The organism is Sorangium sp. So ce363 (assembly GCF_051520435.1).
Taxonomy (GTDB): Bacteria; Myxococcota_A; Polyangia; order Polyangiales; family Polyangiaceae; genus Sorangium; species Sorangium cellulosum_B.
The window spans coordinates 12,360,020-12,383,029 of the sequence record NZ_CP150333.1 but is presented as its reverse complement, the minus strand read 5'-3'; the positions used below and the strand labels follow the sequence as shown (position 1 = coordinate 12,383,029).

Genomic DNA, 23,010 nt, shown 5'->3' with positions numbered 1-23,010 from the left:
AGCAGCCGCGGCCGGTCGCCGCTTCCCCACGCACGCGCCACCCACGCCCCCCATGTTGCGCACGCCCCGCCACCCGCGGCCACGATTGGTTACCGCGGAGATGGCGTGAGTGAACTCCTCATGACAGCGGCGCGGCTCAGCTCGATCCGCTCACCGCGGCGCGGTGACACGCGCGCTGCGCATCCCCCTCGCCCTCGCCCGCCGGCGCAGCCGGGCGAGCCAGCACACATGAGCTCTTCCGTCCGCAGCGCGGCCGCGACTCGGCGCCTCACTGCAGCGTCGGCTCCGCTTCTTGCTGCCAGAGCGCCGCCAGCGCGAACGTCTTGGCGTTCTCCGGCACGGCCTGGCAAAAGCTCTGCCGCCGCGCCGGGTCCTGAATCCATTGCGCCCGCGCGACGAGCCGCTGCATCGCCACCGTGATCGCCTCGCGCGCCGCCTCGTGGTGGCCGCAGGCGCGGAGCGACTCGGCATACACGAGCCGGATCTGCGCCTCGCCCTCCTCGGTCCCGCCGACCGACACGAGCAGCCCGAGCCCGCGCCGGGCCGCCTCGAGCGCCCCCTCTGCCCGGCCCTGCTCGAGCAGCACCCGCGCGCGCACCGAGAGCGCGTGCGCCTGGAGCGTCGGCACGTGCGCCAGCATCGCCACGGCCGCGCCCGCCTCGTTGTCCGCCGCGTCGAGGTCGCCGAGCCGCGTCAGGATCGCGGCGAGGTACGCCCGCGACCGCGCCTCCTGCCGCCGGTTCGCCTGCGCCACGAAGGCGTCGATCGCCTCGGCCGTGGCCGCGCGCGCCGCGCCGAGATCGCCCTGCTGGATCCAGAGCAGGCCCTGGTTCTGCTTGGCGAACGCCGCCACGTTGTAGAGCCCGAGCCGCCCCGCCTCCGCGAGCGCGTCGCGCAGCTCGGCCTCGGCGCGACCGTAGACCCCGAGCTGGAGCAGGCAGTGCGCCGCGTTCACGCGGCTCAGGCACGCGTTCCTGAGATCGCCGGTCTGGAGGTAGGCGGGGATGCTCTGCTCCGTGCACGCGAGCGACGCCGCAGGGTCGCCGTAGCAGAGCGCCCGCGACGCCCGGAGCGCGTGGATGCGCGCGGCCACCGCCGCGTCGCGCTCGGCGAGCGGCATCGCCACCCGGGAGAGCTCCTGCACGATCTCCTCCGCCGCGGCGTACTGGCCCCCGTGCAGGAGCGACCCGGCGATGCGCGCCAGCGCGCTCACGGAGGCGCCGGTCGCCTCCGCGACGTCGACCCACGAGCCGCGGTCCCCGCTGCCCGGGCCGGCCCCCCGGAGCTCCTCGACGAGATCCGCGAGCCGGTCGCCCATGCCGAGGCGCACGCGCATCGACGCGGCCTCCCCGGCCGCCGCGTACCAGAGCGCGCTCTTCCGGGGGAAGCCCCGCATCGCCATGACGGCGCACCGCTCGGCCTGGGAGGCCTCGCCGAGCCACTTGTGCGCCTCGGCCTGGACGAGGCGCAGCGCCGCGAAGAACTCCCCGTCCACGTCGGCGCTCGCGGCCCCCTGCTCGGCCCGCTGGATCGCGGCGCGGAAGTCGTTCGCCCCGAGCGCCTGCTCCGCCGCGCGCCGGAACCAGACGACCGCGCGCTCCGCGTCGCCGCCGCGCTCGAAGTGGTCCGCCAGCAGCGCCGCGTCGCGCTCGCCGGCGGCGTCCAGCCACTCGCCGGCGAGCAGGTGGCCGAGCGCGCGATCCTCGTCCGTGAGCGTCGCGTACGCCGCCTCGCGCACGAGCGCGTGCCGGAACGCGTACTCGTGCTCGCTCCGGAACTTGCCCTCGCCCCGCCGCGCGATGAGCTCGCGATCGACCAGCACCGCGAGCCACCCGTCCACCTGGGGGGCGCGGCGCTCGCCGCCGAGCAGCGCCATCAGCCCGCCGCGCCAGAACTTCTGGCCGAACACGCTCGCGGCCCGGAGCACCCGCCGCGCCTCGCCGTCGAGCGACTCGAGGCGGGCCTGCACCATCGACAGCACCGTCTCGGGGAGCGCCTCGGTCCGGCCCGAGGCGGCGGCGCGGATGAGCTCTTCCAGGTAGAACGCGTTGCCCCCGGCCCGCTCGCACAGGCGCGCGCAGAGGTCGGGCGTCACGGCGTCGCCGAGCACCTCGCGGACGAGCCGCTCGCTCCCCCGCCGCCCGATCTCGCGCAGCCGGAGCTCCTGGACGCCGCGCGAGACCCACACCTTCGGGAAGATGGTCTCGACCTCCGGCCGCGCCAGCGCGAGCACCATGAGCGGCTGGTCGCGGAGCGCGAGGGCCGCGTCGATGAGCTTCACCGTGGGCACGTCGCCCCACTGGAGATCCTCCAGCACGAGGAGCACCGGCTCGGCCCGGCACTCGGCGAGCACGAAGTCCTCGAAGGCGCGGCGGATCTGGTCGCCCATGAGCATCGGGTCGCTCCGCGCGGCGCGCAGCTCCACCCGGCCCTCGTCGGAGAAGCGGATCCGCGCCACCTCGCCGAGGAACTCGGTCACGCGGTCGAGGTCGGCGCCGTTCAGGTACCGGCCCACGCGGGCGCGGAGGCGCTGCTCGCGGACCTCCTGCGGCTCGCCGCCCGAGAGCCCGGCCTCGCGGCGGAGCATCTGGCGCAGCATCCCGAAGGGCGACCCGGCGCTCATCGGGTCGGCGTGGCCGAGCCAGACCTGCACCCGCTCCTTGCGCTCCTCGACGCGGCGCAGAAACTCGTAGCGCAGCCGGCTCTTGCCGAGCCCCGCGGGCGCCGTGATGAGCACCGCGCGCGCCGTCGGCTCCGAGAGGCACTCGTCGAGCACGGCGTCGAGGATGGCGAGCTCGTGGTCGCGCCCCACGAACGGCGTCGTGCGCCCGAGCAGCGTCCGCGCGGCCTCGACGAGGTCGCGCTCGGCGCGGAGCACGAGGCCTGTCGCGTCGCCGCCGACCTCGAAGCGGGCGTCGAGCAGGCCGGCCATCACCTCGTCGAGGCGGATCGACCCGCCGTCGGCGCGGTCGAGCAGCCGCACGGCGCGGTCGATGGTGGGCCCCATCGGGAGCTGGTCGTCGGCGGAGCCGCGGCCGGCGACCAGCGCCATCTGCACGCCGGGCAGGAGATCCCGCACCTCGAGCGCGCACCGCGCCGCGCGGGCGGCCTGGTCCGTGATGAGGCCGCGCCCCTCGAGGGTGATGAGCAGGAGCCCGTCCGCGAGCGTCTGCAAGGCCCCGCCGAAGCGCGACGCCACGCGCTTCACCTCGTCCTCCGGGACGGTGCGCGCGAGGGGCATCGTCATCGGGAGCGTCATCGGCATGGTGGGCCCCTGCCACGAGGGGGCCTCCGGCGCGCCCATGCGCGCGAGCATCAGGCACAGCGTGCGCCGCTCGCCGGTCGTGAGCGCGCTCGCGCGCCGGCTCGCGGGCGCGGGGGGGGTGCTCTTGATCTCGCCGACGCGGAGCAGCTCGAGGGCCACGGCGGCGCCGTTCGCGGGCCGGTCCGCCGGGGCCTTGGCGAGCATGCGCGCCACGGCGATGTCGACGTTCTCGGGGACGTCGGCGCGCAGGTCGCGGAGGCGCGGCGCCTCGTCGAGCACGACGCGGAGGAGGGCGGTGTGGATGTCGTCGCCGACGAACGGCGGGCGGCCGGTGAGGCAGTGGAACAGGACGCAGCCGAGCGCGAACACGTCGGCCTGGGCGCCGACGTCGCGCTCGCCGCGCGCCTGCTCCGGCGCCATGTAGAACGGCGTGCCCATGACGACGCCCGTCATCGTGAGGGGCGCGAGCGACGTGAGGCGGGCGATGCCGAAGTCGAGGAGCTTGACCTGCTCGGCCGACTTGTCGACGAGGTACAGGTTGCTCGGCTTGAGGTCGCGGTGGACGACGTTGTGGCGGTGCGCCTCGGCGAGCGCCTCGGCGACCCGGAGGCCGAGCGTGACGCTCTCGGCGATGGTGAGCCCGCGCCGGCGCAGCCGGTCGCCGAGGCTCTCGCCCTCGAGCCACTCGAGCGCGAGCCAGGGCTCGCCGCTCTCCGTGGCGCCCTGCGCGATGTACCGGACGATGCCGGGGTGCCGCAGCTCGGCGAGCACCTGCGCCTCGCGCGCGAAGCGCTCGCCGTGCTCGAGGCCGCGGCCCGACATGACCTTGAGCGCCGCCGTCTCGCCCGTGTGCCGGTCGAGGGCGCGGTAGACGGAGCCCATCCCGCCCGACCCGGCGAGGCGCTCGATCAAGAAGCGGTCGGCGACGATGTCCCCGGGTTTCATCGGGACGGCGAGTATCACACGGAGCCCCGTGGGAGAGGCCAGATCCCGGCAATCCCGGCGACGAACCGCGGCAGGGCGCCGGCGAGCCGGCTCACTCCCCACGGCCAAGGTGTGATAGGGTGCGCGCTATGTCCGCGCTAGTTCTGCCCTCCGTCGAGCTGCTTTCGCCGTACGAGACGGGGAAGCCGCTCGATGAGCTCGCGCGCGAGCTCGGCGTGACGGACGCCGTGAAGCTCGCCTCGAACGAGAACCCGCTCGGCCCGAGCCCGCGCGCCCTCGAGGCGGCGCGCCAGGCGCTCGCGAACGTGCACCTCTACCCGGACGGGGCGGCGTACCGGCTCCGCGAGCGGCTCGCGGCGGTCCATGGCGTCACGATGGAGGAGATCGTCCAGGGAAACGGCTCGAACGAGCTCCTCGACCTGATCGTGCACACGTTCGCGACGCCCGGGTCGCACATCGTGTTCGCCGACCCGGCCTTCGTGGTCTACAAGCTCGCCGCGCTCGCCTACGGCGTCCCGTTCACGGCCGTGCCGCTGCGCGACCTGCGGCACGACCTCGAGGCCATGGCCGCGGCCGTCACGCCGAAGACGCGCCTCCTGTTCATCGCGAACCCGAACAACCCGACGGGCACGCACGTGGGCCGCGCCGCGGTCGAGCGCCTGCTCAAGGAGGTCCCGCCCGAGGTCATCGTGGTCATGGACGAGGCGTACATCCAGTACGCGGACGCGGCGGACTTCCCGGACTCCATGCGCCTCCGCGGCCTCCGCGAGCGGCTGCTCGTGCTCCGCACCTTCTCGAAGATCTACGGCCTGGCGGGCTTCCGCGTCGGCTACGCCGTGGGCCCGACCCAGCTCATCGACTACCTGAACCGGGTGCGCGCGCCGTTCAACGTGAGCGCGCTGGCGCAGGCGGCCGCCGTCGCGGCGCTCGACGACGCCGAGCACGTCGAGAAGAGCCGCGCGCTGAACCTCCGCGAGCGCGACCGGCTCACGCGCGAGCTCACGCGGCTCGGGCTCTCGGTGGCGCCGAGCCAGGCGAACTTCGTGCTCGTGGACGTCGGGCGGCCGGCGCGCCCGGTGTACGACGCCTTGCTCCGGAAGGGCGTCATCGTGCGGCCCTTCGGCAACCTGCCGACCAGCCTTCGGGTCACCATCGGCACCGAGCGCGAGAACCAGCGATTCCTCGACAGCCTGTCCGAAGTGCTGGCCTGACCCGGCGAGCGGCGCGCTACCGGCGCCTCGCCTCCGGCGGTGCGCAGCGCACTGCGGCGCGCAGCATGCCGCCGAGGCGCAGCGGCACGAGCGTGATGAGCTCGCGCTCCTCCGCAGCGCCGGGGCGCGCCGATGGGTTCTCGTAGACGTGCAGGAAGTCGCAGCCGCCCGCCGGCTCGGCCGCCATCTGCCCGACCTCGAAGACGAACGGGCTACCTCGATCGTTCACCTCCGGGTCGAACGAGGAGGCGAGCCTGGACATGAGCTCGTCCGCCCCCTCCGGCGGGCTCGTGCGCGCGATGTCAACGAAGCGCGAGAACAGCGCATAGCTCGACGGGTGAGCCACCGAGCACAGGCAAAACACGGGTCGACCCGGGTGGGCGAGCATGTACCGGATCAGGCGCAAAAGGACGTGGCGGAGGACGACATCGTCGCCGACGTGCTCGCCGAGCGCCCCGGACTCGCCGCGGAAGATCGCGATCTGCGCGCCGGAAGGCTCCGGATCCATGATCTGAGCCGCGAAATAGCCGGTGATCTGGCCGCCAGCGCCCCTGTGGACCACGACGGCGCCGTGCTCCGCGCCAGCGTCGATGACGTGGGTGGCGAAGCTCTTCTCCCTCTGCGCGCCCTCGAAGATCACGCGGCGTAAGCCATAGAGCTCGTCGATGAGGCGCTGTCTCTGATCCGGCGACATCTCACGTGGAACAAGAACCTCGACGGAGGTCTGGTCATTCATCGAATCCTCCATGCCTGCCCATCCCGATCGCCCACCAGGGCCGCGGGACGGCGGTCCGCTGGGCGCCGTCAGCGTCGTTCATGCGGTCGGCGCCGGCGCCATCAGCGCCATCCCATTCAGCAATGGTGGTGCCACCGGTGCGAGGAGCGGCGATGACGCCACGGTCCTCCCCTCACCGCCGGCCGTGCGCCACGCGCGACGCGCCAGCCCGGCCCGGACGGGCTCGTCGGCGCGGCGCCGCCGCGAACCTGACGGCCGATCGCGGCGCGTCCGCTGGCTTCGCCGGACCGCACAGCGGGACGGGTGAGGCAGGCGGGCATCAGTCCCGCAGGCATCACGAACGCCGGATGACCGCGCGACCGAGCGATCCATGCCACGAGACGCTCGCGGCGCGCGCCGCCCTCAGCGCCTCGTGCCACGCGGCCGCGAGCGCGATTGCCCGCTGGCAAACGGTGCTTTACGGTCGCGCTCCATGCGCCGCATGCGTCGAGCCCGCCTCTCCCGCCTTCCCTCCGCGCTCGCGCTTGCCTGCGGAGCCCTCCTCGCCTGCGCCGCGTGCTCCGGCAGCGGCGGCGCGCCGGTCAAGGCGCCAGCCAGAGCGCAGGGCGAGGCGCCCGCGCCGCAGCGCGAGGCGCCCATCGCGCCGACCCAGGCCTCGCCGGGGCCCGCAGCGCCCTCGCCCGACTTTCTGGGCAAGCGGCCGGCCACCTCGCTGCTCTCGGGTCGCCTCGCGGTGCGGCTGCCCGAGGGGGCGCGGATCGAGGCGCGCGCGCGCTCTATCATGGCCGCGGCGGAGCCGGACGAAGAGGAGACCCGCGTGGTGCTCGACGCCGGCGACGAGCGCTTCGTGATGATGGCCTCCGAGCTCTTCGCGCTTGGCGGCAAGGACCCCGAGGGCGGCGTGCGCGCCGCGATGGCCGCGGACTTCCCCGGGGGCAGCGCCACGGCGGAGCCGCTCCGCCTGTCCGACGAGCAGCTCAGGGCCTGGGCCGTGTTCCCTGGGAGCACGAATCGCGGCAGCGTCGCGATCCCGGTGCTCGGCCTGTACGTCCTGCATCCGGACGGCTTCGTTCAGAGGCTCGCCTTCTACGTGAATCCTCCGGCCGCGAAGGACGCGGCGGGCTGCAGCGCGCTCGCGGCCGGCGCGGGCGATCTGCCGGAGGCTCCCGGCGAGCTGCCCCGCTGCACGGCCTTCGCGCGCGCGATCGCCGCCACCGTGAGCGCGGGACCGCGGCGCATCGACGCGGGCGGAGGAGAGCGCGCCATCAAGGGACAGGGCAGCGAGGACAGCTTCCTCGTGAAGGTCCCGGCAGGCGCGAGCACCGCCCTGCAGCGCGGCCCGGACTTCACGGTGCACCGCGTGCGATTGCCCGCGGAGCTCGGCGCGCCGCAGTCCGCGATAGGCATCTATGTCGGTGACCACCCGTCGTTCCAGTACAACCAGAACGAGGCGAAGGTGACCCCCACGCTCAGGCCAGGCAAGGTGTTCGGAAAGGCGATGAGCTGGCAAGTCTGGCCCATGAGCCCCACGCGCGTCATGGCGGAGGCGATCCTGCCGCACCCGAAGATCAAGGGCCTGATGGTTCACCTCTTCGCCGGCGCCGCGGACGACAAGGCGCTCGCGCCGCTGCTCGACGTCGCCGCCTCGCTGCGGGCGCCCTGACGGCCCGGGGCGCCGCCGAGGCGCGGCCCAGGCGTGAAGCGGATCGGCAGGCGGGTCGGGCCGTGCACGTGGATCGCCCGGCGCGGCTCCCACGGCGCGTCGCTCGCGAGCTCGAGGCCGCCGAGCCGCGCGACGAGATCCGCCAGCGCTACCCTGGCCTCGAGGCGCGAGAGCGGCGCCCCGATACAGAAGTGAATGCCGTGCCCGAACGCGATGTGCGGGTTGGGATCGCGCGCGATGTCGAAGCGGTCGGGGTCGCAGAATTGCTGCGAATCTCGGTTGGCTGAGCCGATCATCGCCAGCACCGCCTTGCCGGCCGGGATCACCTGGCCGTGCATCGGGACATCGCGCCTCGTCACGCGGAACATCGCCTGGACTGGCGAGCGGTAGCGCAGGACCTCCTCGATCGCGGAGGGCAGCAGATCGGGCGCGGCCCGGAGGCGAGCGAGCTCGTCCGGGTTCTCGAGGAAACACAGCATCGCATTGCCGATCAGGTTCGTTGTCGTCTCGTGGCCGGCCACGAGGAGGAGCTGGAAGAAGCCCAGGATCTCGTCCTCGTTCAGCCGCTCTCCGTCCACCTCGGCCTCGACGAGCCTGGTCAGGAGGTCATCCTCGGGCGCCGCCCGCCGCTGCTCGATGAGGCCTCTCAGGTAGGCCTGCATCTCGGCCGTCACCGCGGTGAACTCGTCGAGCGTCCGGGCCGCCTCCTCGCTGCCGGAGACCGTGGTGCTGAGGTCCAGGATCGCGTCGCTCCAGCGCTTGAACCGCGGCTGGTCCGCGATCGGGGCGCCGAGCATCTCGGCGATCACCAGGAGGGGGAGCGGGACCGTGTAGTCCTCGGCGAGGTCCATCTGGCCGCTCTCGATCGTCCGGTCCAGGAGCTCGCGCGACAGCCGGCGGATGCGCGGCTCGAGCCCCGCGACCGCGCGCGGGGTGAAGGCCCGCATGACGATTGCGCGCAGCTTGGTGTGGCGCGGAGGGTCCGAGAAGATGAGCCACTCGGCGGTCCTGGTGCCCGGCGGCGACACGACCGAGCTGAACGCCTCGTGATCGTGGAGCGCCCGCTTCACGCCGTCGTAATCGAAGATCATCCACGAGTCGGACGGCGGGTAGTGGAGCACGGGAGAGCGGCTCCGGAGCTGGTCGTACACGGGGTAAGGGTTGCGGCGCATCTCTTCCGAGAACAGGTTCATCGCTCACGACCTCCAGCGGAGGCCAGGGTAGGATCAGGGCACGTGGGCCGCTTGAACGAATCCCGGATCGGCGCCGTGATCGCGGACGCCTTCGCGGTGCGCGCCTCGACGGCGATGAGGTCGACCCTCCACGCCGAGCACGGCGCGGCGCTCCTGGTGGGGATCGAGCGCGAGGTGACCGTGACCGAGCCGGGCGGCGCGGTCGTGCGCGGGCGCGCGGTCGTGGTGCCCCCCGACCTGTGGCACGCCGCCGCGAGCCCCGGACCGACGCTCGGGTTCCTGTACGACCCCCAGGAGATGCCGCACGTGGCGGCTCAGGCGCGCTTGCGCGGCGGCCCCTGTCCGCTCGAAGGCCGGCTCCTCTCGCGCCTCGACGGGGCCGTGGCGGCGCACCGCGCGTCCCTGTCGCGCCCCGACGTGCTCGGCGGCCTCGCGCGCGAGGTCGCGTCCTGGCTCGCGAGGGAGTCGCCGCGCATCGCCCTGGATGGGCGGGTCGCCCGCGTCCTCGAGGCCCTGCGCGATCCGGCCGCGGACCGGCGCCTCGCGGTCTCGCGCGCCGGGGTCTCCGAGGCGCACCTGCAGGCGCTGTTCGTGCGCGACGTGGGGCTGCCCATCCGCACCTTCCAGCTATGGCGCCGGCTGCTCGTCGCGCTCGGGGCGTTCGCGCGCCTCGACGCGACCGGCGCCGCCCACGCCGCGGGCTTCGCCGACCTCGCGCACTTCTCGCGGACCTGCCGCCGCATGCTCGGCTACTCCCCGAGCGAGCTGCGCAGCGGGCTGATGGAATAGCCCTCACCGCGCTTCACCGGCGAGCTGCCGCCGGCGGCCGCCGCGATTGACGTGGAGCTGCCCAGCCGGCAGCGTGTCGGCCTCTCGAGGAGACGACGTCATGACGATGGATATCGCCGCGCTGCGCCGCGACACCCCGGCCTGCGCCAGCGTCCTTCACTTCAACAACGCGGGTTCCTCGCTGCCTCCGGCCGTGGTGGTCGACACGGTGGTCGAGCACCTGCGCCGCGAGGCGACCCTCGGCGGCTACGAGGCCGAGGCGGAGGCGGGCGAGCGGCTCGAGGCGGTCTACGGCACGATCGCCCGGCTGATCGGCGCGGCGCCCGGCGAGATCGCGCTGGTCGAGAACGCCACGCGCGCCTGGGACATGGCGTTCTACTCGCTCCGCTTCGGCCCTGGCGATCGCATCCTGACCGCGCGGACCGAGTACGCCTCGAACTACATCGCGTTCCTGCAGGTCGCGCGGCGCACCGGCGCGGAGATCGTCCCTGTCCCGAGCGACGAGCGCGGCGCGGTATCGCTGCCCGCGCTCGATCGCCTGCTCGACGAGCGGGTCAAGCTGATCGCCATCACCCACGTCCCCACGAACGGCGGGCTGGTCAATCCGGCGGAGGAGATCGGCCGCCGCGCCCGGTCGGCGGGCGTGCCCTTCCTGCTCGATGCTTGCCAGTCGGTGGGGCAGCTGCCGATCGACGTCGAGGCGATCGGCTGCGATCTCCTGTCGGCGACCGGGCGCAAGTACCTGCGCGGGCCGCGCGGCACCGGCTTTCTCTATGTCCGGCGCGCGCTGCTCGATCGGCTGGAGCCGCCGTTCCTCGATCTCCACGCGGCGCGCTGGACGGCGCCGGATCGCTACGAGCTGCGGCCCGACGCCCGGCGCTTCGAGAACTGGGAGAGTTATGTCGCCGGCCGGCTCGGGCTCGGCGCGGCCGCGGAGTATGCGCTCCGGCTGGGCCTGCCCGCGATCCGCGACCGGGTGGGTGCGCTGGCCGAGCGCCTGCGCGCGCGGCTCTCCGAGATCCCCGGGGTCACCGTGCGCGACCTCGGCGAGCAGCGCTGCGGCATCGTGACCTTCACCCGGGCCTGCGAGGACGCCACGGCCATCAAGGAGCGGCTCGGCGCGCAGGCGATCCATGTCAGCGTATCGACCGCCGCGGGGACGCTGCTCGATTTCGAGGATCGCGGGATTCCCGATCTGGTGCGCGCCTCGGTCCATTATTACAACGACGAATCCGAGATCGACCGCTTCGTCGCCGCGCTCGCCGCGGCCTGAGCGAGGGGGAGGCTCGGGGCGGTCCTTCGCACGGCCTCCGCGAAGGCGACGCGGCCCGGGATCAGCCAGCCTGCGACGCGCCGCCGCCGAGCGCCTTCGCCAGGGCCGCGAGGACGCCCTCCAGCCGCGGGGCCGCGCCGCGGATCGCGCGAAAGAAGGTCACCACATCGCGCGCGAGCAAGAGCGGAGGGGAGCCATAGGCCTCGTCCGTCAGGTAGATCTCCGCCGTTCCGACGCGGAACGCGAGATACAGGTTCACGGTGAACTCGACGCCGCGCTCGGACTCCCTGGGCAACATGCGCTCTGGCAGCCGGGCAAGCACGAGGAGCTGCATCTCGCCCATCGCGCTCGATGAGCTCGATTTGCGGACGGCGCTCGCCCACGCGAGCGGCGACACGAGGACAAGCGCCCCCGGCGGGAGAGCGGCGGGCCACGGCACCCGGGACGGCGGAGAGGCCGAATCAAGGAGCGCCAGGCCGTCGATGGCGGCGTAGAGCGCCTCGATCTGCGGGTGAAATGCCCCGTGGCGCGCCTCGACCTCGGCCACGTCGCGAAGGCGATCCGGAGAGGGGGTCTTCACCGCGACGGAGCGGCCGGCGCACGGCGAGGAGGCGTCGCGCAGCGCCATGGCGCCACGGAGCGTGTCGCCGAGCCGGTCGTCCGCGGGCGCCGCGCCCGGCCCGTCGGCGCGCGGCGCGGCGTGGCGCGGGTCGAGGCAGGCGTCGATGAGCCCCGCGAGCGCCTCGTCGACGCCCGCGTCGGCGCGGAGGGGGCCGCGGTCGAGGAACGGCGTGTAGCGGAGTGCGGCGGCGATGCGGGCGACCTCCTGGCGCCCGCGCGCGCCATGACGTCGCTCGAAGTACGCGCGCCAGGCCAGCGCCGCGTCCGTGAGCGCCGGGAGCGCAGCGCGCACGACCGCATCGGCGTGCTCGCCGGAGAGCACCCACCCGAACACCATCCCGCCGCCGCGCTCCACTGCGATGAGGCCCTTCAGCACCGAAGTGAAGTTCGCCTGTGCTTCTGTGAACGAGAGCGCGTCGTCCGGCTGATGGCGCGCCATGGCCTCGAAGAACCACGCAAGCAGACGTCCCTCGCCGCCCATGATGCCCGTCAGTCTACCATTTCGAGGCCCGGGCGGCTCTCGGCGCGGCTAGCCTGATATCCTCTGCTCCTTCACGGCTGTCCTGTCCGCAGCGAAGGCGGCAGCGCCTCGTTCAGCCGCGCGACGTCGCGCGCCATCTCGAGGCGGCGCGGCTCCTGGTCCGCGTGCGACGGGAACGGGATCGCGGCGAGCGCCGCGAGCGTGGCCTCGGCCACGCGCGCCGCGCCCTCGGGGCCGACGAGGCCGAGCTCGAGGGCCACGAGCGCGGCGCCGATGTACGTATCGAACAGGTGAACGCCGGAGGTCGCGAGCTCCCTCCGCGCGAGATCGGGTGTCGCGACCACGTCGTGGATGAAGATCGCCCTGACCACTTCCGGCGCGAGCTCGAGCATGCGCTGGCCGAAGTGGATATCGCCCTGCCCGCTGTCGCCGACGAAGACGAAATCGTACTCCGGGTACAGCCGCCGGTACTCGAGGAAGTTCTCGAGCTTCTTCTCCGCGATCGTGCGGTTGCCGATGAGGCGGGTGAACGAGCCCGCGAGCACGGTCGCGGTGAGCTGACCGCGCTCGGCGAGCGCCTTGATCGTCGCGTCCTCCACGAGGCCGAGGCGGTCGCCCGGCCGGGCGGTGACGAAGGTCAGATCGCCGGCTCGCCCGGGCACGGGGCCAGGGCCGCGGTCGAGCTCCGCATAGAACTGCAGGACGCCGGGATAGACGGTCTTCTTCGGGTACCGGGCGTCCTTCCAGTTCGCGTAGAACGTATCGTCGATATCGGACAGGACCTTCACCTCGCGCACCGAGACGGAACCTGAACCCGAAAGGGAGTCAGACGCCGAGACCGCCTCTCGCGCGAAGTGCGCGAGGAGCTCCTCGCGCAGGGAGTCGTCGTCGATATCGTGGTAGAAGAGCTGGTGAAGGTCGCGGTAGCCGCCGCGGCCGTCGAGCGCGTTCTTGAGCCGCGTGACGTCCGCGCCGCGCGTGCCGAGCCAGAGGCGGCGCAGCGCCTGCTCGTCGAGGCTACCCGTCCGGCCGCGCTGCAGCGCCGAGATGAGCGCCGCGCGCGCCGGGATCCCGAGGTCGCCGAGGCGCTCGGCGGTCAGGAGATCGAGCAGCGCCGTACGGTTGTCGGGGCCGATGAGGCGATCGTCGATGTCTCCGAGCAGCGCGGGCAGATCGAGCTGGAGAAGCAGCTGGCCGAGCTCGACGGCGGTCGAGCCCGCGAGGATCTCCAGGACCCGCCGCTCGTCGTCCCGATCGGTGTGGGAGGCCATGCGCTGCCGGATCTCGTCGAGCTTCGACAGCACCGACGGGATGGGCGCGTCGGGAGAGGTGTCGATCGTCATGGGGTCCTGACAACGTAACCGATCCGGCGGGCGCTGGTAGCCTCCCGGCCAGCTCCCGCCGACCGACCACGCGCCTTGCCGCCCGCCCCTCCGGCGGCGTGCGCGCAGCAGCCTACATCGCACTGCGCGTTCACCTCGACGGTCGCACCATGGCTCCAGACGACGCGCACGGCTGCCAGGCGGTCCGAGCTTCTGCTCTTTCCGACGGACTCAACCCGCTGACCGCTGGCGCCCCGGGTCGCGGAGGGCGTGCGCGATGCCGCTTTGCAGGGTGCCCAGGGTGGTGATACCGGACAGATCCACGCCGAGGGTGACCAGCGTCTGCGCCACCTCCGAGCGCACGCCGGTGAGCACAACGCGCGTGCCGAGCAGCTGGGCGGCGCGCGCGGTCCGCGTCAGCGCATCGGCGACGTGCGCGTCGACCGCGCGCACGCCGGTGACGTCCAGGATCGCGGTGTGTGCGCTCTGACTGCTGATGCCGGACAGCAGCGTCTCCATGATCTGCGCTGCGCGCGCGCTGTCGATCGTCCCCACGAGCGGCATCGCCACCACCCGGTCGGCGATCGGGATGAGCGGCGTGGACAGCTCCCGGAGGGCCGCCTGCTGGGCGACGATGATCTTCTCCTGCAGCGTGGCCCGCTCGGCCTCCGCGTGCCTCAGCGAGGTGGTGTTGGTGACGACGCCGCCGAGGCCGATCGGCTCGCCACGCCCGTCGAGGATCGGGAACTTGACGGTGGAGAAATGAATACTCGTGTCGCCGAGCAGCAGGACCTCTTCGTACTGCATCGCCTTTCCCCCGGCCATCACGTCGTGCTCTCTCGCCACGACCTGCTCGATGGCCTCGGGGGCCAGGGGGCTCAACTCGTATTCATCCTTGCCGATGACCTCGAAGACGTGCCTCTGGAGGACCTCCGCGTGAGCTCGGTTGACGAAGACGTAGCGCCCGCCTGTGTCCTTGACGAAGATGGAATTGCGCGAGTGGTCCAGCAGCTGAAGGAGCAGCTGAAGCCGCCCGAGCAGCACGTGCTCCCTCCACGGGGGGTCGCCGGCGTCCTCGACGATCGCCGCGATCTCACGCGCGCCGCCGCGGTCGTCGCGCAGCACCGCGTGGGTCCACCGGCAGAGGCGCGCCTGCCCGTCTTTCGTCCTGCCCTCGCTCGTGGCCGAGGCGAACCGGTTCTCCGTCCAGTCGAGCATGAGCGCACGCACCGCGTCCGGGGACACGGGATCTGCGCCCACGAGCTCGGAGAGCCTGCGGCCGACGGCCTCGCCCTCGCTCCAGCCGAAGATACGTTCGGCGCCATCGTTCCAGCGCGTCACCGTGCCATCGGGACGCCAGTGGATCAGCGCCGGCGCCGGTGTGAGCAGCCACGCGAGCGCGCCGCAGGCGGCGTGAGCGTCCGCGCTCACCGCGTCGGGCCGCGCTGCTCCCCCGGCCGCGCCGCCGCTCGACCGCTCCGCCAGCGCGCTCTCCAGCTCCTCGACGCGCGCGTGCAGCGCCGCGATCTCTGCCCTGAGACGCCCGATCTCCCCTAATCCCTCATCTGCCATTCGCTAGGTGCTGGACTGTATCCGGAGCGCGCCCGGGGTGGCAAGGTCGACATCCCCGAAGACGTACGCGAGATCCGTACGCCGGCACACGACGACGCTGCGAATAGCGACACTCCCCAACCACCCGACGGGATGGGCGCGGGGCTGCACGGTTCCGATGGTGGATGGGGCCGTGCCGTCTCCTTCAGCGCCAGGTCATTCCCAGTTCTTGCGCTGGGGATTCACCCAGGGGGAGGTGCACATCACGCACTCATCACCGTAGAAGTAGTGCTTCCCACCGGTGTCCTTGTAGATCCAGTAACGGAGCCAGGCCACGATCGCCGGCCGCTGGACGCCTCCCACGTCGCGCGTGATGTACCCATGATCCGCGCCCATCACCGTCGCCAGGAAGGTCTGGTCTGGGACATGTCGTACGTGTCTTGCTGCATCGGAAGCCCGATGTTGTCCTGCGTTCCGCTGGTCTGCAGCATGGGCCCGTGCAGGGCCGCCGTCGCGACGTGGCCGTGGATGGAGACGACGGTGGCCACGGCCTCGTGGCCGTCACGCCAGCGCGAAGCGGGGCAAGGCAAAGCAGGCCCTGGAGCGTCGGATGTGAACGCTCACATTGCCGGCGTCAATCCCAAACTGGCGCGCGGCGGTCCCGCGGACGGCGCTACTTGGCCAGCTCTTCGATGGCCGCGGCGAGCTCCGCGGGGGGCAGCTCGTCGGCGGCGCGCCACGGCGGCATGCGCAGCGGCGACGTCGCGGGCTCCTGCAAGCGAAAGATGGCCTTGTCCTTCGTCTCTCGCGACATGCCGTCCAGGTTCTTCACGTTGAATTCGGCGCGGTTCAGCGCCGGGTTCCCGCGACCGTCGTGACAGCGCGAGCAGAGCTGCGTGAGCACGGCGCGCCCGCTCGCCCCCGGCGGCGGCACCAGGCCGAGCTTCACCTTGGCGTCTGCGGAGAAGAGGTCGCGCAGATCGAGCAGGGATTGTCGCGGGGCCGCGCCCGTCACCACGTCGAGGTAGGACCGGGCCCGCTCCGCGCGGAGCGCGGGATCCGTCACGTCCACGAGCGGGTAAGGCACCGGGATCGAATCACCCGCCTGTGACACGGCGAACTGCTCCTCCCAGATCGGGCTCGACGAGCCGGCCTTGGCCTCGGCCTCGATGCGCGGGTCGAACGCGTTCGGCTGCGCCGCCTGGCCTTCGGCGACGAGCAATGCCTCGAGCTGCGCGCCGCTGCCCTCGTCGATGGCATTCTGGATGACCGCAATGGGGATACCGCCGTACTGCGCGTCCGCTGCGTGGGCTTCCAGGAACTGCGCCGTGAGCACCCGATCGGACTCCGTCCGCTGCACGAAGCGCTGCGGGAACCAGTGCATCCAGGGGAACTCCAGCTCCTGCATGCGCAAGATCTTCTTCGTGCCATAACCGCCGGGCTGGTGGCACGAGCGACAGTCGAACGACGTGTTCTCGACGTCTTCCTCGCTGTAGATGCTGAACGCGGTCCAGCCGTGCTCTATCTCTTCGGTGAGCAGGCTCGCCAGATCGCAGCTGCCGTCGTAATCACACTGCCGCTCGAACGTGAACAGGTAGAAATTGTAGTCACCGGTCGAGAGGTCGCGGCTCACGATCTCGACGAAGGGCTCGCCGCGAACGAAGCCGAGCGCGGTCATTTCCGCCGGCCTCTCGCGCATCTCGGTCACGCGCGGAAAGACGATGAGGCGCGGATTGACCGCAGAGACGGCGCCCTTCACGAGCGAGGTGGAGTTGCCGGTGAGCGCGAAGGCGCGATCCTCGTCGAGCTTCGCGACGCGGAGCAAGCTGGCGAAGTCGGTGATGTCCGGGCGGGGCGCTTCGCACACCGCCCGCCAGAAGCTGTCGCCTCGCGGCGTCGCGCACAGCGCGCGGTGCTGCGCCTCGCGCCTGGGCAGGCCCGACAGCTCCGGGTCGGGAGCGTTCACGGACGGCAGCGTGTCCCAGTCGGTCGTCGCCTCGTCCGTGGCAGCGCCCCCGCCGATCTCGCCGACGCACGCCGCCAGCAGCAGCGAAACCAGGCACAGGCTCTGCAGGCGCCTCACGCGGGCCTCCCTCGGCGGACGCCGAACGCCATCAACCCCGCCACGAGCGCGAAGGAAAGGAGCGGCGCGTGGCGGTCGCCGCGCCCGCCCGCCGCGCTGCAGCCAAAGAGGCCCTTTTCGCTCGGCTCCTCACCCGCGCCGTCACCCTCGCTCGGCTCCAGGTCGACGGTGCCGTCCAGCTGCTGCACGTAGGCGATGAGCTGCCCGAGCTCGGCCTCGCTGAGCGCGCTGGTGAAGGCGTGGCGATCTTCGGGGTTGGCCGTGACGAGGACATCGCGCAGCGTCGGCGCGGAGCCGTCGTGCAGGTACGGCGCCGTCTCCCAGACGCCGTTCAAGGTCGGCGTGTCGATGCCGAACAGCGGCTCACCCGCGCGCATACCAGACGACGCCTTCACGGTGCCGACGTCGTGCAGCTTGCCGCCCGCGCTGTCGGTCCCGTCGGGACCCGTGTGGCAGAAGCCGCAACCCAGGCGCTTGAAGATGGCGCGACCCGCGACGCCGTCCTCGGTGAGCGAGCCGTCGGGGTTGCGAAAGGGGCTCGGCCGGTACGTGTCGAGCGAGCCGAGGAACGCCGCCAGCGCGTCGAGCTCGGGGCTCAGGCCGGCCTTCTTGTCTCCGCGCGGCGTGCCGACCGTCCCCACAGCGAGCTGCTCGGCGGTCAGGAAGCCCTTCCCGCCGAACAGGTGGCGGATGTTGTCGTCCGAGTCCTGGATCTCGTCGAAGCTGCCGCTCCAGTTGACGTTGCCGTGGCCCGTGCCGCGCCGCCCCAGCAGCGAGACGGTGTTGCGGAGCCCCTCCCCCGCGCTGCCGAAGTCCCAGACTCGCCCGTCCTCCGCGCCGTCGAAGTGGCACGACGCGCAGCTGATGTAGCCCTGGTCGCTCATGCGGATATCGGCCGAGTTGAAGAACAGCTGCTTGCCGCGCAAGACCTGCGGGTCGAGCTTCTCGACGGCGACCGTCGGGATCTCGGCCAGCTTCTTGGTGATGAGGTCGTGCGAGCTGACGATGTCGGCGACGTCGTAGACCGTCACCGTGCGGCTGAGCGACGCGTGCACGAACAGCTTGTCGGTCTCGGTCAGCGCCAGGCCGCGCGGCGCGAAGCCCGCCTCTTTCAGCGCGGTCACGAACTCGCCCGTGTAGGCGTCGCGGACCTCCACCAGGGCCGAGCCGGCGACGCTGATGAACGCGTAGTCGCCGAGCGGCGTGAACACGACCTGGTTCGGCAGGTTGCGATCGTCCAGATCGATGCGCCGCGCGACGTCCTCAGCGCCCTCCGCGAGGTTCAGCAGCGCCACGAGCGGACGTACCGTGTTGTCGTCGGTGAGGTCGAGCCCATCGCGAAATGGACCACGAAAGATGTTGTCCTTCTTGCCCGGCACCCACGCGAACGAGCCGTCGGGCGAGAGCCCCACCGAGAACAGGTAGTTCGGCAGGCCGCGCCCTTGTTGGTCCGTGTCCTCCGTCGTGGTGTCCGCGGCGAGCGCGAAGCGCGTGCTCACCTGGAAGGTCGCCGCGTCGATGCGCGCCACCTCGCCGTGGCTGTCCTCGGAGAGGAAGCGCGTGACGTAGATCTGCGAGCCGTCGTGCGACACCGAGACGCCCCGCGGCGTACCGCCGAGCGAAAGCTCGGCCACGACGGCGCCGCTCGCCACGTCCAGCTTCAGCACCTTGCCGACCGCCATCAGCGTCACGTACGCGGCGTCCCCGGTCGGGCTGATCGCGAGGCCCATCGGTTGCGACGCGTACGGCAGCGCGATCTCGCGCTCCACCGAGAGCGACGCGGTGTCGAGGATGGAGACTGAGTGCGCATCGCGGTGCAGCACCCACAGCGTGCCTTGCGCCGTGAGCGCGAGCCCGACCGGGCCGCGCGCCACCGGCACCTCCGCGACCTTGGTCAGCGCGCTCGCGTCGAGCACGCTCACGCTGTCGTTCTCGTAGTTGGCCGTGTAGACCTTCGCGTTCGGCGGGTCGTACACGAGGTCGGTCGAGCCCGCCGCGCTGCCCGTGACGAGCGGCCGGTGCGCCGTGTGCACGAAGGCGACGCTGGTGAACCCGACATCGTCTTTCACCGTCACGAGCACCGGGTAGTGGCCGGGAGCGGCGTAGGTGTGGACCTGCTGCACGTCGTCGACCATGAACTCGGTGCGCGTCTCGTCTCCCATGTCCCAGCGCACCTGAACGGGGCCGACCGCGTCGCCGATCGTCAGGTCGAACGTGACGGCCTCGCCGGCGAGCGAGGGCGCGCGCACGGGGACGCTGGCCGTGACGGCGCGCGCCTCGGCCGGCCAGGCCGCCGCCGCGCAGATGCCTCCGAGCAGGCCGAGGAGCTTCGGGAGCGAGCGCATGGCTCAGGGACCGGTCGTGAACGTCGACTTGAACTCAGCCGCGATGCCGTTGCCGACGAGATCCTTCATGCCGTCCTTCGGCAGGACGATCTCGTAGGTCGTGTTCGGCATCAGGTCCTCGTCGGGATCGAAGCTGACGATGCCCATGTACAGGCCGAAGCTCCCCTTCAACGGCTGCCCGCCCATCGGCCTTACGATGAAGCTGCCGTTGTGAACCGTGGCGATCTCGACGTTGTCGGTGAGGCTGAGGCCGATGCGCGACTTCCTGGACAGCCCCGTCGCCCCGTTCTTCGGCAGCACCGTGTCGACCGCCGGGGGCGTGGTGTCCGGCTCGGTCGAGTGCGCGGCGATGACCATGCCGCGGTAGGGCAGCTCGTCGTCGGCCAGCACCAGCAGGCTGCCGACCGGGATCGAGAACTGGTCGTCGCCGTTCGTGAACTCGAGCCGCCCCCAGACCCGGCTCTTGATCGACATCTTGTGGATGTCGCGCACGTCGATCTTGGAGACGCCGGCGTCCGGCCGCAGGTGACCGAGGAACAGGGTGCCGTCGGAGAAGCTCATGTACTCGGACCCGGCGGGGTAGCCCATGGCCCTGAACGCCGAGTCGGGCAGCGTGGCGATGGGTGAATTGGCCGAGCCGATGTCGGTGGGGTCGGTCAGCACGTCCCACACGCGCAGCGGCGACTGCACGTAGATGTGCTTGCCGTACAGACCGCAGATGTAGCTCTTGCTCGGGGTGATGAAGTCGAGCGCGACCGGGTTCATCGGATCGCTGATGTCCATCGTCGCGATGCCGCCGTTGTCCTTGGGCGTCGTGATGACCAGCGTATTGCCCACGGCCCACAGCGGACCGGCGCTCACGCCGCCGAACTGCGAGATCGGGATCTTCTTGACGAACTTCACGTCCTCGGGATCCGCGGCGTCCAGGATGTGCAGGCCCGTGTTGGTGCCGCCGACGTAGATGACGCTGCCCTGCCAGTACATGCCCCAGACGGAGTCGGTGAAGTCCCCGTAGTTGATGCCGTCGAGCTTGACGAGCCTCACGTGACGAGGCGCGCGGGCGTCGGTGACGTCCCAGATATCGACGCCGGTGCCCGAGGTGGTGACCTGGTAGAACTTGTCGCCATAGCGGCCGAGCGACGTCTGGTGCGACTCCGCCTCGCCGACGCCCTTGGGCCCTCCCCTGGGATCGAAGCCAGGGCTCTGGATGCGCGAGAGCATCTTCGGGTTGGCCGGATCGGCGATGTCGTAGAAGACGATCTCGGCGTTGCCGGCGCCCTGAACGTATCCGTTGATGACGATCGGCTGGTTCTGGTGATGGCCCGCCTCGAGCGTCGGCGACACCAGGCCGTCTCGCCAGCTGTTGCGCGGCAAGTTGATCTTGTTCGCCGGCATGGGCATGTTCGGGATCTTGCCTTCCGGGGCGGTGATCGTGTCCGGGTCGATTCCGCCCGCGCCGCCGCTCCCGGTCGTGGCGCCTCCACCCGAGCCGCTCGTGGCGCCGCTGCTCGTGGCGCTGCTGCTCGTGGCCCCGCTGCTCGTGGCGCCGCTGCTCGTGGCTCCTGCCGCCGGCGTTGGGGCTGCGCCGCCGCTGCCCACCACCACGGAGGTGGTGTCACCGGAGCTGCCGCCGTCATTTCCTTCCGGTGAGTTGAGGTCCCCGCCGGAACACGCCGCGAGCACGGCGGCCAACGAAGGAAAGCCGAGCCAACGTAGTCCCATCCTCGTCGAACGCATGCCTGACCTCTTCTGTAGCGTGTGAATCATGATAGGTGGCCATCCCAACGGAAGGTGGAGCCGACAGCCCCCACCGCGATCGCGCCGGCACACGGGCACACGGGCACACGGGCACACGGGCACACGAACGCGCCCCCTAAAATGAATCGGTTAAGATGAAGCCAAATGTGAGCGTTCACATTCGGAATGTCAAGCGCGATCGGCCGCACGCATTTTGACGCGATCCGGCGGCTTGACGCTGCAGGCCAATGAACGCCGGTTTTCGATTGACGCTATAAATGTGAACGCTCACATTCGGTGCCCGGGTACTGGACGTCCGAACGGCGCAGCTTGGCGTGGTGGTGCTCACCGTCGCCATGGTCGTCGTGTTCGATAGGCTGATGAGGAGGTGCTCGACATGGACTACGCTCGTTCGAAGCGGATTGCTGGTCTTCTACTTTCGGCATGGCTCGGGGCCTGCGACGGTGGTGAGGCGAAGCCGGACACGGCGGCCTCTGGCCCAGGAACGTCGTCATCGAGTTCCAGCAATAGCTCGAGCAGCAGCGGCGCAGGCGGCAGCGGCGGTGAGGGCGTCAGCAGTGGCACGGTGGGCAGCGGCGGCGCGACGGGCAGCGGCGGCGCAGGCGGCAGCGGCGGCGCAGGCGGCAGCGGCGGCGCGGAAAACGGCGGGGGCGGCGCAGGCAGCACGCCGCCCCCGACAGAGTTCGACAATCCCATCATCAAGTACGATGCGCCAGATCCGACCAGCGGCCCCGGAGACTACGTCTTTACAGCGGACGGCGCGGCCATGGCCTGGAACAACAAGGTCTACCTCTATACCGGCCATGACGAGCAGGCCGAGGGTGCAGAGGGCTACCGCATGTTCGACTGGCGGCTCTGGACATCGTCCGACATGATCCACTGGGAGAACAAGGGCGCGGTGATGCGCTACAATGTGTTCTCCTGGGCTCGCGGCGGCGACTCGACGGGCAACGCCAATGCGGGTCAGGTGGTCGAACGCGACGACGAGGACGGCAACCCGAAGTTCTACTTCTACGCGCCGGTGGAGGGCGGCCAGTCCGGCTACGGGATCTCGATCGGTGTCGCGGTCGCGGACAAGCCGGAAGGGCCGTTCAAGGACGCACGGGGGATCCCGCTCATCTTCCTGGCCGACACCGACGGCACGGCGGACCATTCGTGGCGAAACCTCGATCCGACGGTGCTCGTCGACGACGACGGCCGGGCCTACATGTACTGGGGGAATGGGGTCTTGTACTGGGTCGAGCTCGAGGACGACATGATCCACCTGAAGGGTGAGACCTACACGACCGACGGCAGCGGGAAGATGCAGAACCGCAGCATCAGCAGCGTCCAGATCCACGTGCTCAAGAACATCCCCAGCTACACCGAGGCGCCTTATCTGTCCAGGCACGGCGGCCTCTATTACTTGACCTACGCTTCGGGGTTCCCGGAGAGCATCTCCTACGCGACCAGCACGTCACCGGAGGGGCCGTGGCAGCATCGAGGCGTCATCCTGGATCCGGTGCCGAACAGCAGCACCATTCACCAGTCGCTCTTCGAGTTCAAAGGGGCCAGCTACCTCACGTACCACAACGCCGCGCTGCCGACCGGCGGTAGCTATCGGCGATCCACGTGCGTCGATCGCGCCTACTACAACGACGACGGAACGATCCGGAAGATCGTCCCGACACACAGGTGATCTGCACAGCGCATGAAGCGCTGACTCCAGAGCAGCTGCTCGTCGCCAGCATCGAGCTGCCGGATCCGCTCGCTGGATAGGAGCTCGCGGTGGCCG

General features: G+C 71.4%; 15 protein-coding genes. 5 read left to right on the top strand and 10 right to left on the bottom strand.

Annotated features, from left to right (window positions below):
- Positions 1-268: 268 nt before the first annotated feature.
- Entirely contained in the window at positions 269-4,210 is a 3,942-nt protein-coding gene (locus WMF12_RS46575; protein WP_437855726.1) for a protein kinase domain-containing protein, read from the bottom strand.
- Positions 4,211-4,338: 128 nt separating this feature from the next.
- Here WMF12_RS46575 and hisC point away from each other — a divergent pair, with 128 nt between their 5' ends.
- Positions 4,339-5,421, top strand: a complete 1,083-nt coding sequence (gene hisC / locus WMF12_RS46570; RefSeq protein ID WP_437855720.1) for a histidinol-phosphate transaminase — start codon at positions 4,339-4,341, stop codon at positions 5,419-5,421.
- 16 nt (positions 5,422-5,437) lie between these two features.
- On the opposite strand, the gene WMF12_RS46565 is transcribed toward hisC, so the two are convergent.
- A complete protein-coding gene (locus WMF12_RS46565; RefSeq protein WP_437855717.1) occupies positions 5,438-6,157 on the bottom strand; it encodes a hypothetical protein in 720 nt (239 codons plus the stop codon).
- A gap of 481 nt (positions 6,158-6,638) precedes the next feature.
- On the opposite strand from WMF12_RS46565, the gene WMF12_RS46560 reads away from it, so the two are divergent.
- Positions 6,639-7,820 (top strand): hypothetical protein, encoded by a 1,182-nt coding sequence (locus WMF12_RS46560; RefSeq protein WP_437855714.1) that lies wholly within the window; start codon positions 6,639-6,641, stop codon positions 7,818-7,820.
- On the opposite strand, the gene WMF12_RS46555 is transcribed toward WMF12_RS46560, so the two are convergent.
- On the bottom strand, positions 7,742-9,013 hold the full coding sequence (locus WMF12_RS46555) for a cytochrome P450 (protein WP_437855709.1): 1,272 nt from the start codon (positions 9,011-9,013) through the stop codon (positions 7,742-7,744). The two genes, WMF12_RS46560 and WMF12_RS46555, sit on opposite strands and share 79 nt — an antisense overlap.
- A gap of 42 nt (positions 9,014-9,055) precedes the next feature.
- Here WMF12_RS46555 and WMF12_RS46550 point away from each other — a divergent pair, with 42 nt between their 5' ends.
- Both WMF12_RS46550 and WMF12_RS46545 read left to right on the top strand, forming a co-directional pair.
- Positions 9,056-9,802: a helix-turn-helix domain-containing protein gene (locus WMF12_RS46550; RefSeq protein WP_437855700.1), complete on the top strand. Its 747-nt coding sequence runs from the start codon at positions 9,056-9,058 to the stop codon at positions 9,800-9,802.
- A 100-nt stretch (positions 9,803-9,902) separates the two neighbouring features.
- The gene (locus WMF12_RS46545) at positions 9,903-11,075 is read left to right on the top strand and encodes an aminotransferase class V-fold PLP-dependent enzyme (protein WP_437855694.1); all 1,173 of its coding nucleotides are present in this window, start codon (positions 9,903-9,905) and stop codon (positions 11,073-11,075) included.
- Between the two features lie 61 nt (positions 11,076-11,136).
- Here WMF12_RS46545 and WMF12_RS46540 read toward each other — a convergent pair whose 3' ends face one another.
- From WMF12_RS46540 to WMF12_RS46510, 7 genes are all read right to left on the bottom strand, one after another.
- Positions 11,137-12,177, bottom strand: a complete 1,041-nt coding sequence (locus WMF12_RS46540) for a hypothetical protein (RefSeq protein ID WP_437743146.1) — start codon at positions 12,175-12,177, stop codon at positions 11,137-11,139.
- Between the two features lie 71 nt (positions 12,178-12,248).
- Entirely contained in the window at positions 12,249-13,520 is a 1,272-nt protein-coding gene (locus WMF12_RS46535; protein WP_437855687.1) for a phosphatase domain-containing protein, read from the bottom strand.
- Positions 13,521-13,730: 210 nt separating this feature from the next.
- Positions 13,731-15,071: a PAS domain-containing protein gene (locus WMF12_RS46530; protein ID WP_437855679.1), complete on the bottom strand. Its 1,341-nt coding sequence runs from the start codon at positions 15,069-15,071 to the stop codon at positions 13,731-13,733.
- Between the two features lie 195 nt (positions 15,072-15,266).
- On the bottom strand, positions 15,267-15,446 hold the full coding sequence (locus tag WMF12_RS46525; RefSeq protein ID WP_437855674.1) for a hypothetical protein: 180 nt from the start codon (positions 15,444-15,446) through the stop codon (positions 15,267-15,269).
- A 277-nt stretch (positions 15,447-15,723) separates the two neighbouring features.
- Positions 15,724-17,133 carry a c-type cytochrome gene (locus WMF12_RS46520; protein WP_437855671.1) on the bottom strand — a complete coding sequence of 470 codons (1,410 nt, stop codon included), beginning with the start codon at positions 17,131-17,133 and terminating at the stop codon, positions 15,724-15,726.
- A complete protein-coding gene (locus WMF12_RS46515) occupies positions 17,130-19,478 on the bottom strand; it encodes a PKD domain-containing protein (protein WP_437855660.1) in 2,349 nt (782 codons plus the stop codon). The genes WMF12_RS46520 and WMF12_RS46515 overlap by 4 nt, the downstream gene beginning before the upstream one ends.
- 3 nt (positions 19,479-19,481) lie before the next feature.
- Entirely contained in the window at positions 19,482-21,215 is a 1,734-nt protein-coding gene (locus tag WMF12_RS46510) for an Ig-like domain-containing protein (protein ID WP_437855654.1), read from the bottom strand.
- 397 nt (positions 21,216-21,612) lie between these two features.
- Here WMF12_RS46510 and WMF12_RS46505 point away from each other — a divergent pair, with 397 nt between their 5' ends.
- On the top strand, positions 21,613-22,914 hold the full coding sequence (locus WMF12_RS46505) for a glycoside hydrolase family 43 protein (RefSeq protein WP_437855650.1): 1,302 nt from the start codon (positions 21,613-21,615) through the stop codon (positions 22,912-22,914).
- The last annotated feature ends 96 nt before the right edge of the window (positions 22,915-23,010 follow it).

Excerpts from the sequence above, each read along its gene's own strand:
- WMF12_RS46575 (WP_437855726.1), bottom strand. The coding sequence starts at position 4,210 with ATGAAACCCGGGGACATCGTCGCCGACCGCTTCTTGATCGAGCGCCTC.
- hisC (WP_437855720.1), top strand. The coding sequence starts at position 4,339 with ATGTCCGCGCTAGTTCTGCCCTCCGTCGAGCTGCTTTCGCCGTACGAG.
- WMF12_RS46565 (WP_437855717.1), bottom strand. The coding sequence starts at position 6,157 with ATGAATGACCAGACCTCCGTCGAGGTTCTTGTTCCACGTGAGATGTCG.
- WMF12_RS46560 (WP_437855714.1), top strand. The coding sequence starts at position 6,639 with ATGCGTCGAGCCCGCCTCTCCCGCCTTCCCTCCGCGCTCGCGCTTGCC.
- WMF12_RS46555 (WP_437855709.1), bottom strand. The coding sequence starts at position 9,013 with ATGAACCTGTTCTCGGAAGAGATGCGCCGCAACCCTTACCCCGTGTAC.
- WMF12_RS46545 (WP_437855694.1), top strand. The coding sequence starts at position 9,903 with ATGACGATGGATATCGCCGCGCTGCGCCGCGACACCCCGGCCTGCGCC.
- WMF12_RS46540 (WP_437743146.1), bottom strand. The coding sequence starts at position 12,177 with ATGGGCGGCGAGGGACGTCTGCTTGCGTGGTTCTTCGAGGCCATGGCG.
- WMF12_RS46535 (WP_437855687.1), bottom strand. The coding sequence starts at position 13,520 with ATGACGATCGACACCTCTCCCGACGCGCCCATCCCGTCGGTGCTGTCG.
- WMF12_RS46530 (WP_437855679.1), bottom strand. The coding sequence starts at position 15,071 with ATGGCAGATGAGGGATTAGGGGAGATCGGGCGTCTCAGGGCAGAGATC.
- WMF12_RS46525 (WP_437855674.1), bottom strand. The coding sequence starts at position 15,446 with ATGGGCGCGGATCATGGGTACATCACGCGCGACGTGGGAGGCGTCCAG.
- WMF12_RS46515 (WP_437855660.1), bottom strand. The coding sequence starts at position 19,478 with ATGCGCTCGCTCCCGAAGCTCCTCGGCCTGCTCGGAGGCATCTGCGCG.
- WMF12_RS46510 (WP_437855654.1), bottom strand. The coding sequence starts at position 21,215 with ATGCGTTCGACGAGGATGGGACTACGTTGGCTCGGCTTTCCTTCGTTG.
- WMF12_RS46505 (WP_437855650.1), top strand. The coding sequence starts at position 21,613 with ATGGACTACGCTCGTTCGAAGCGGATTGCTGGTCTTCTACTTTCGGCA.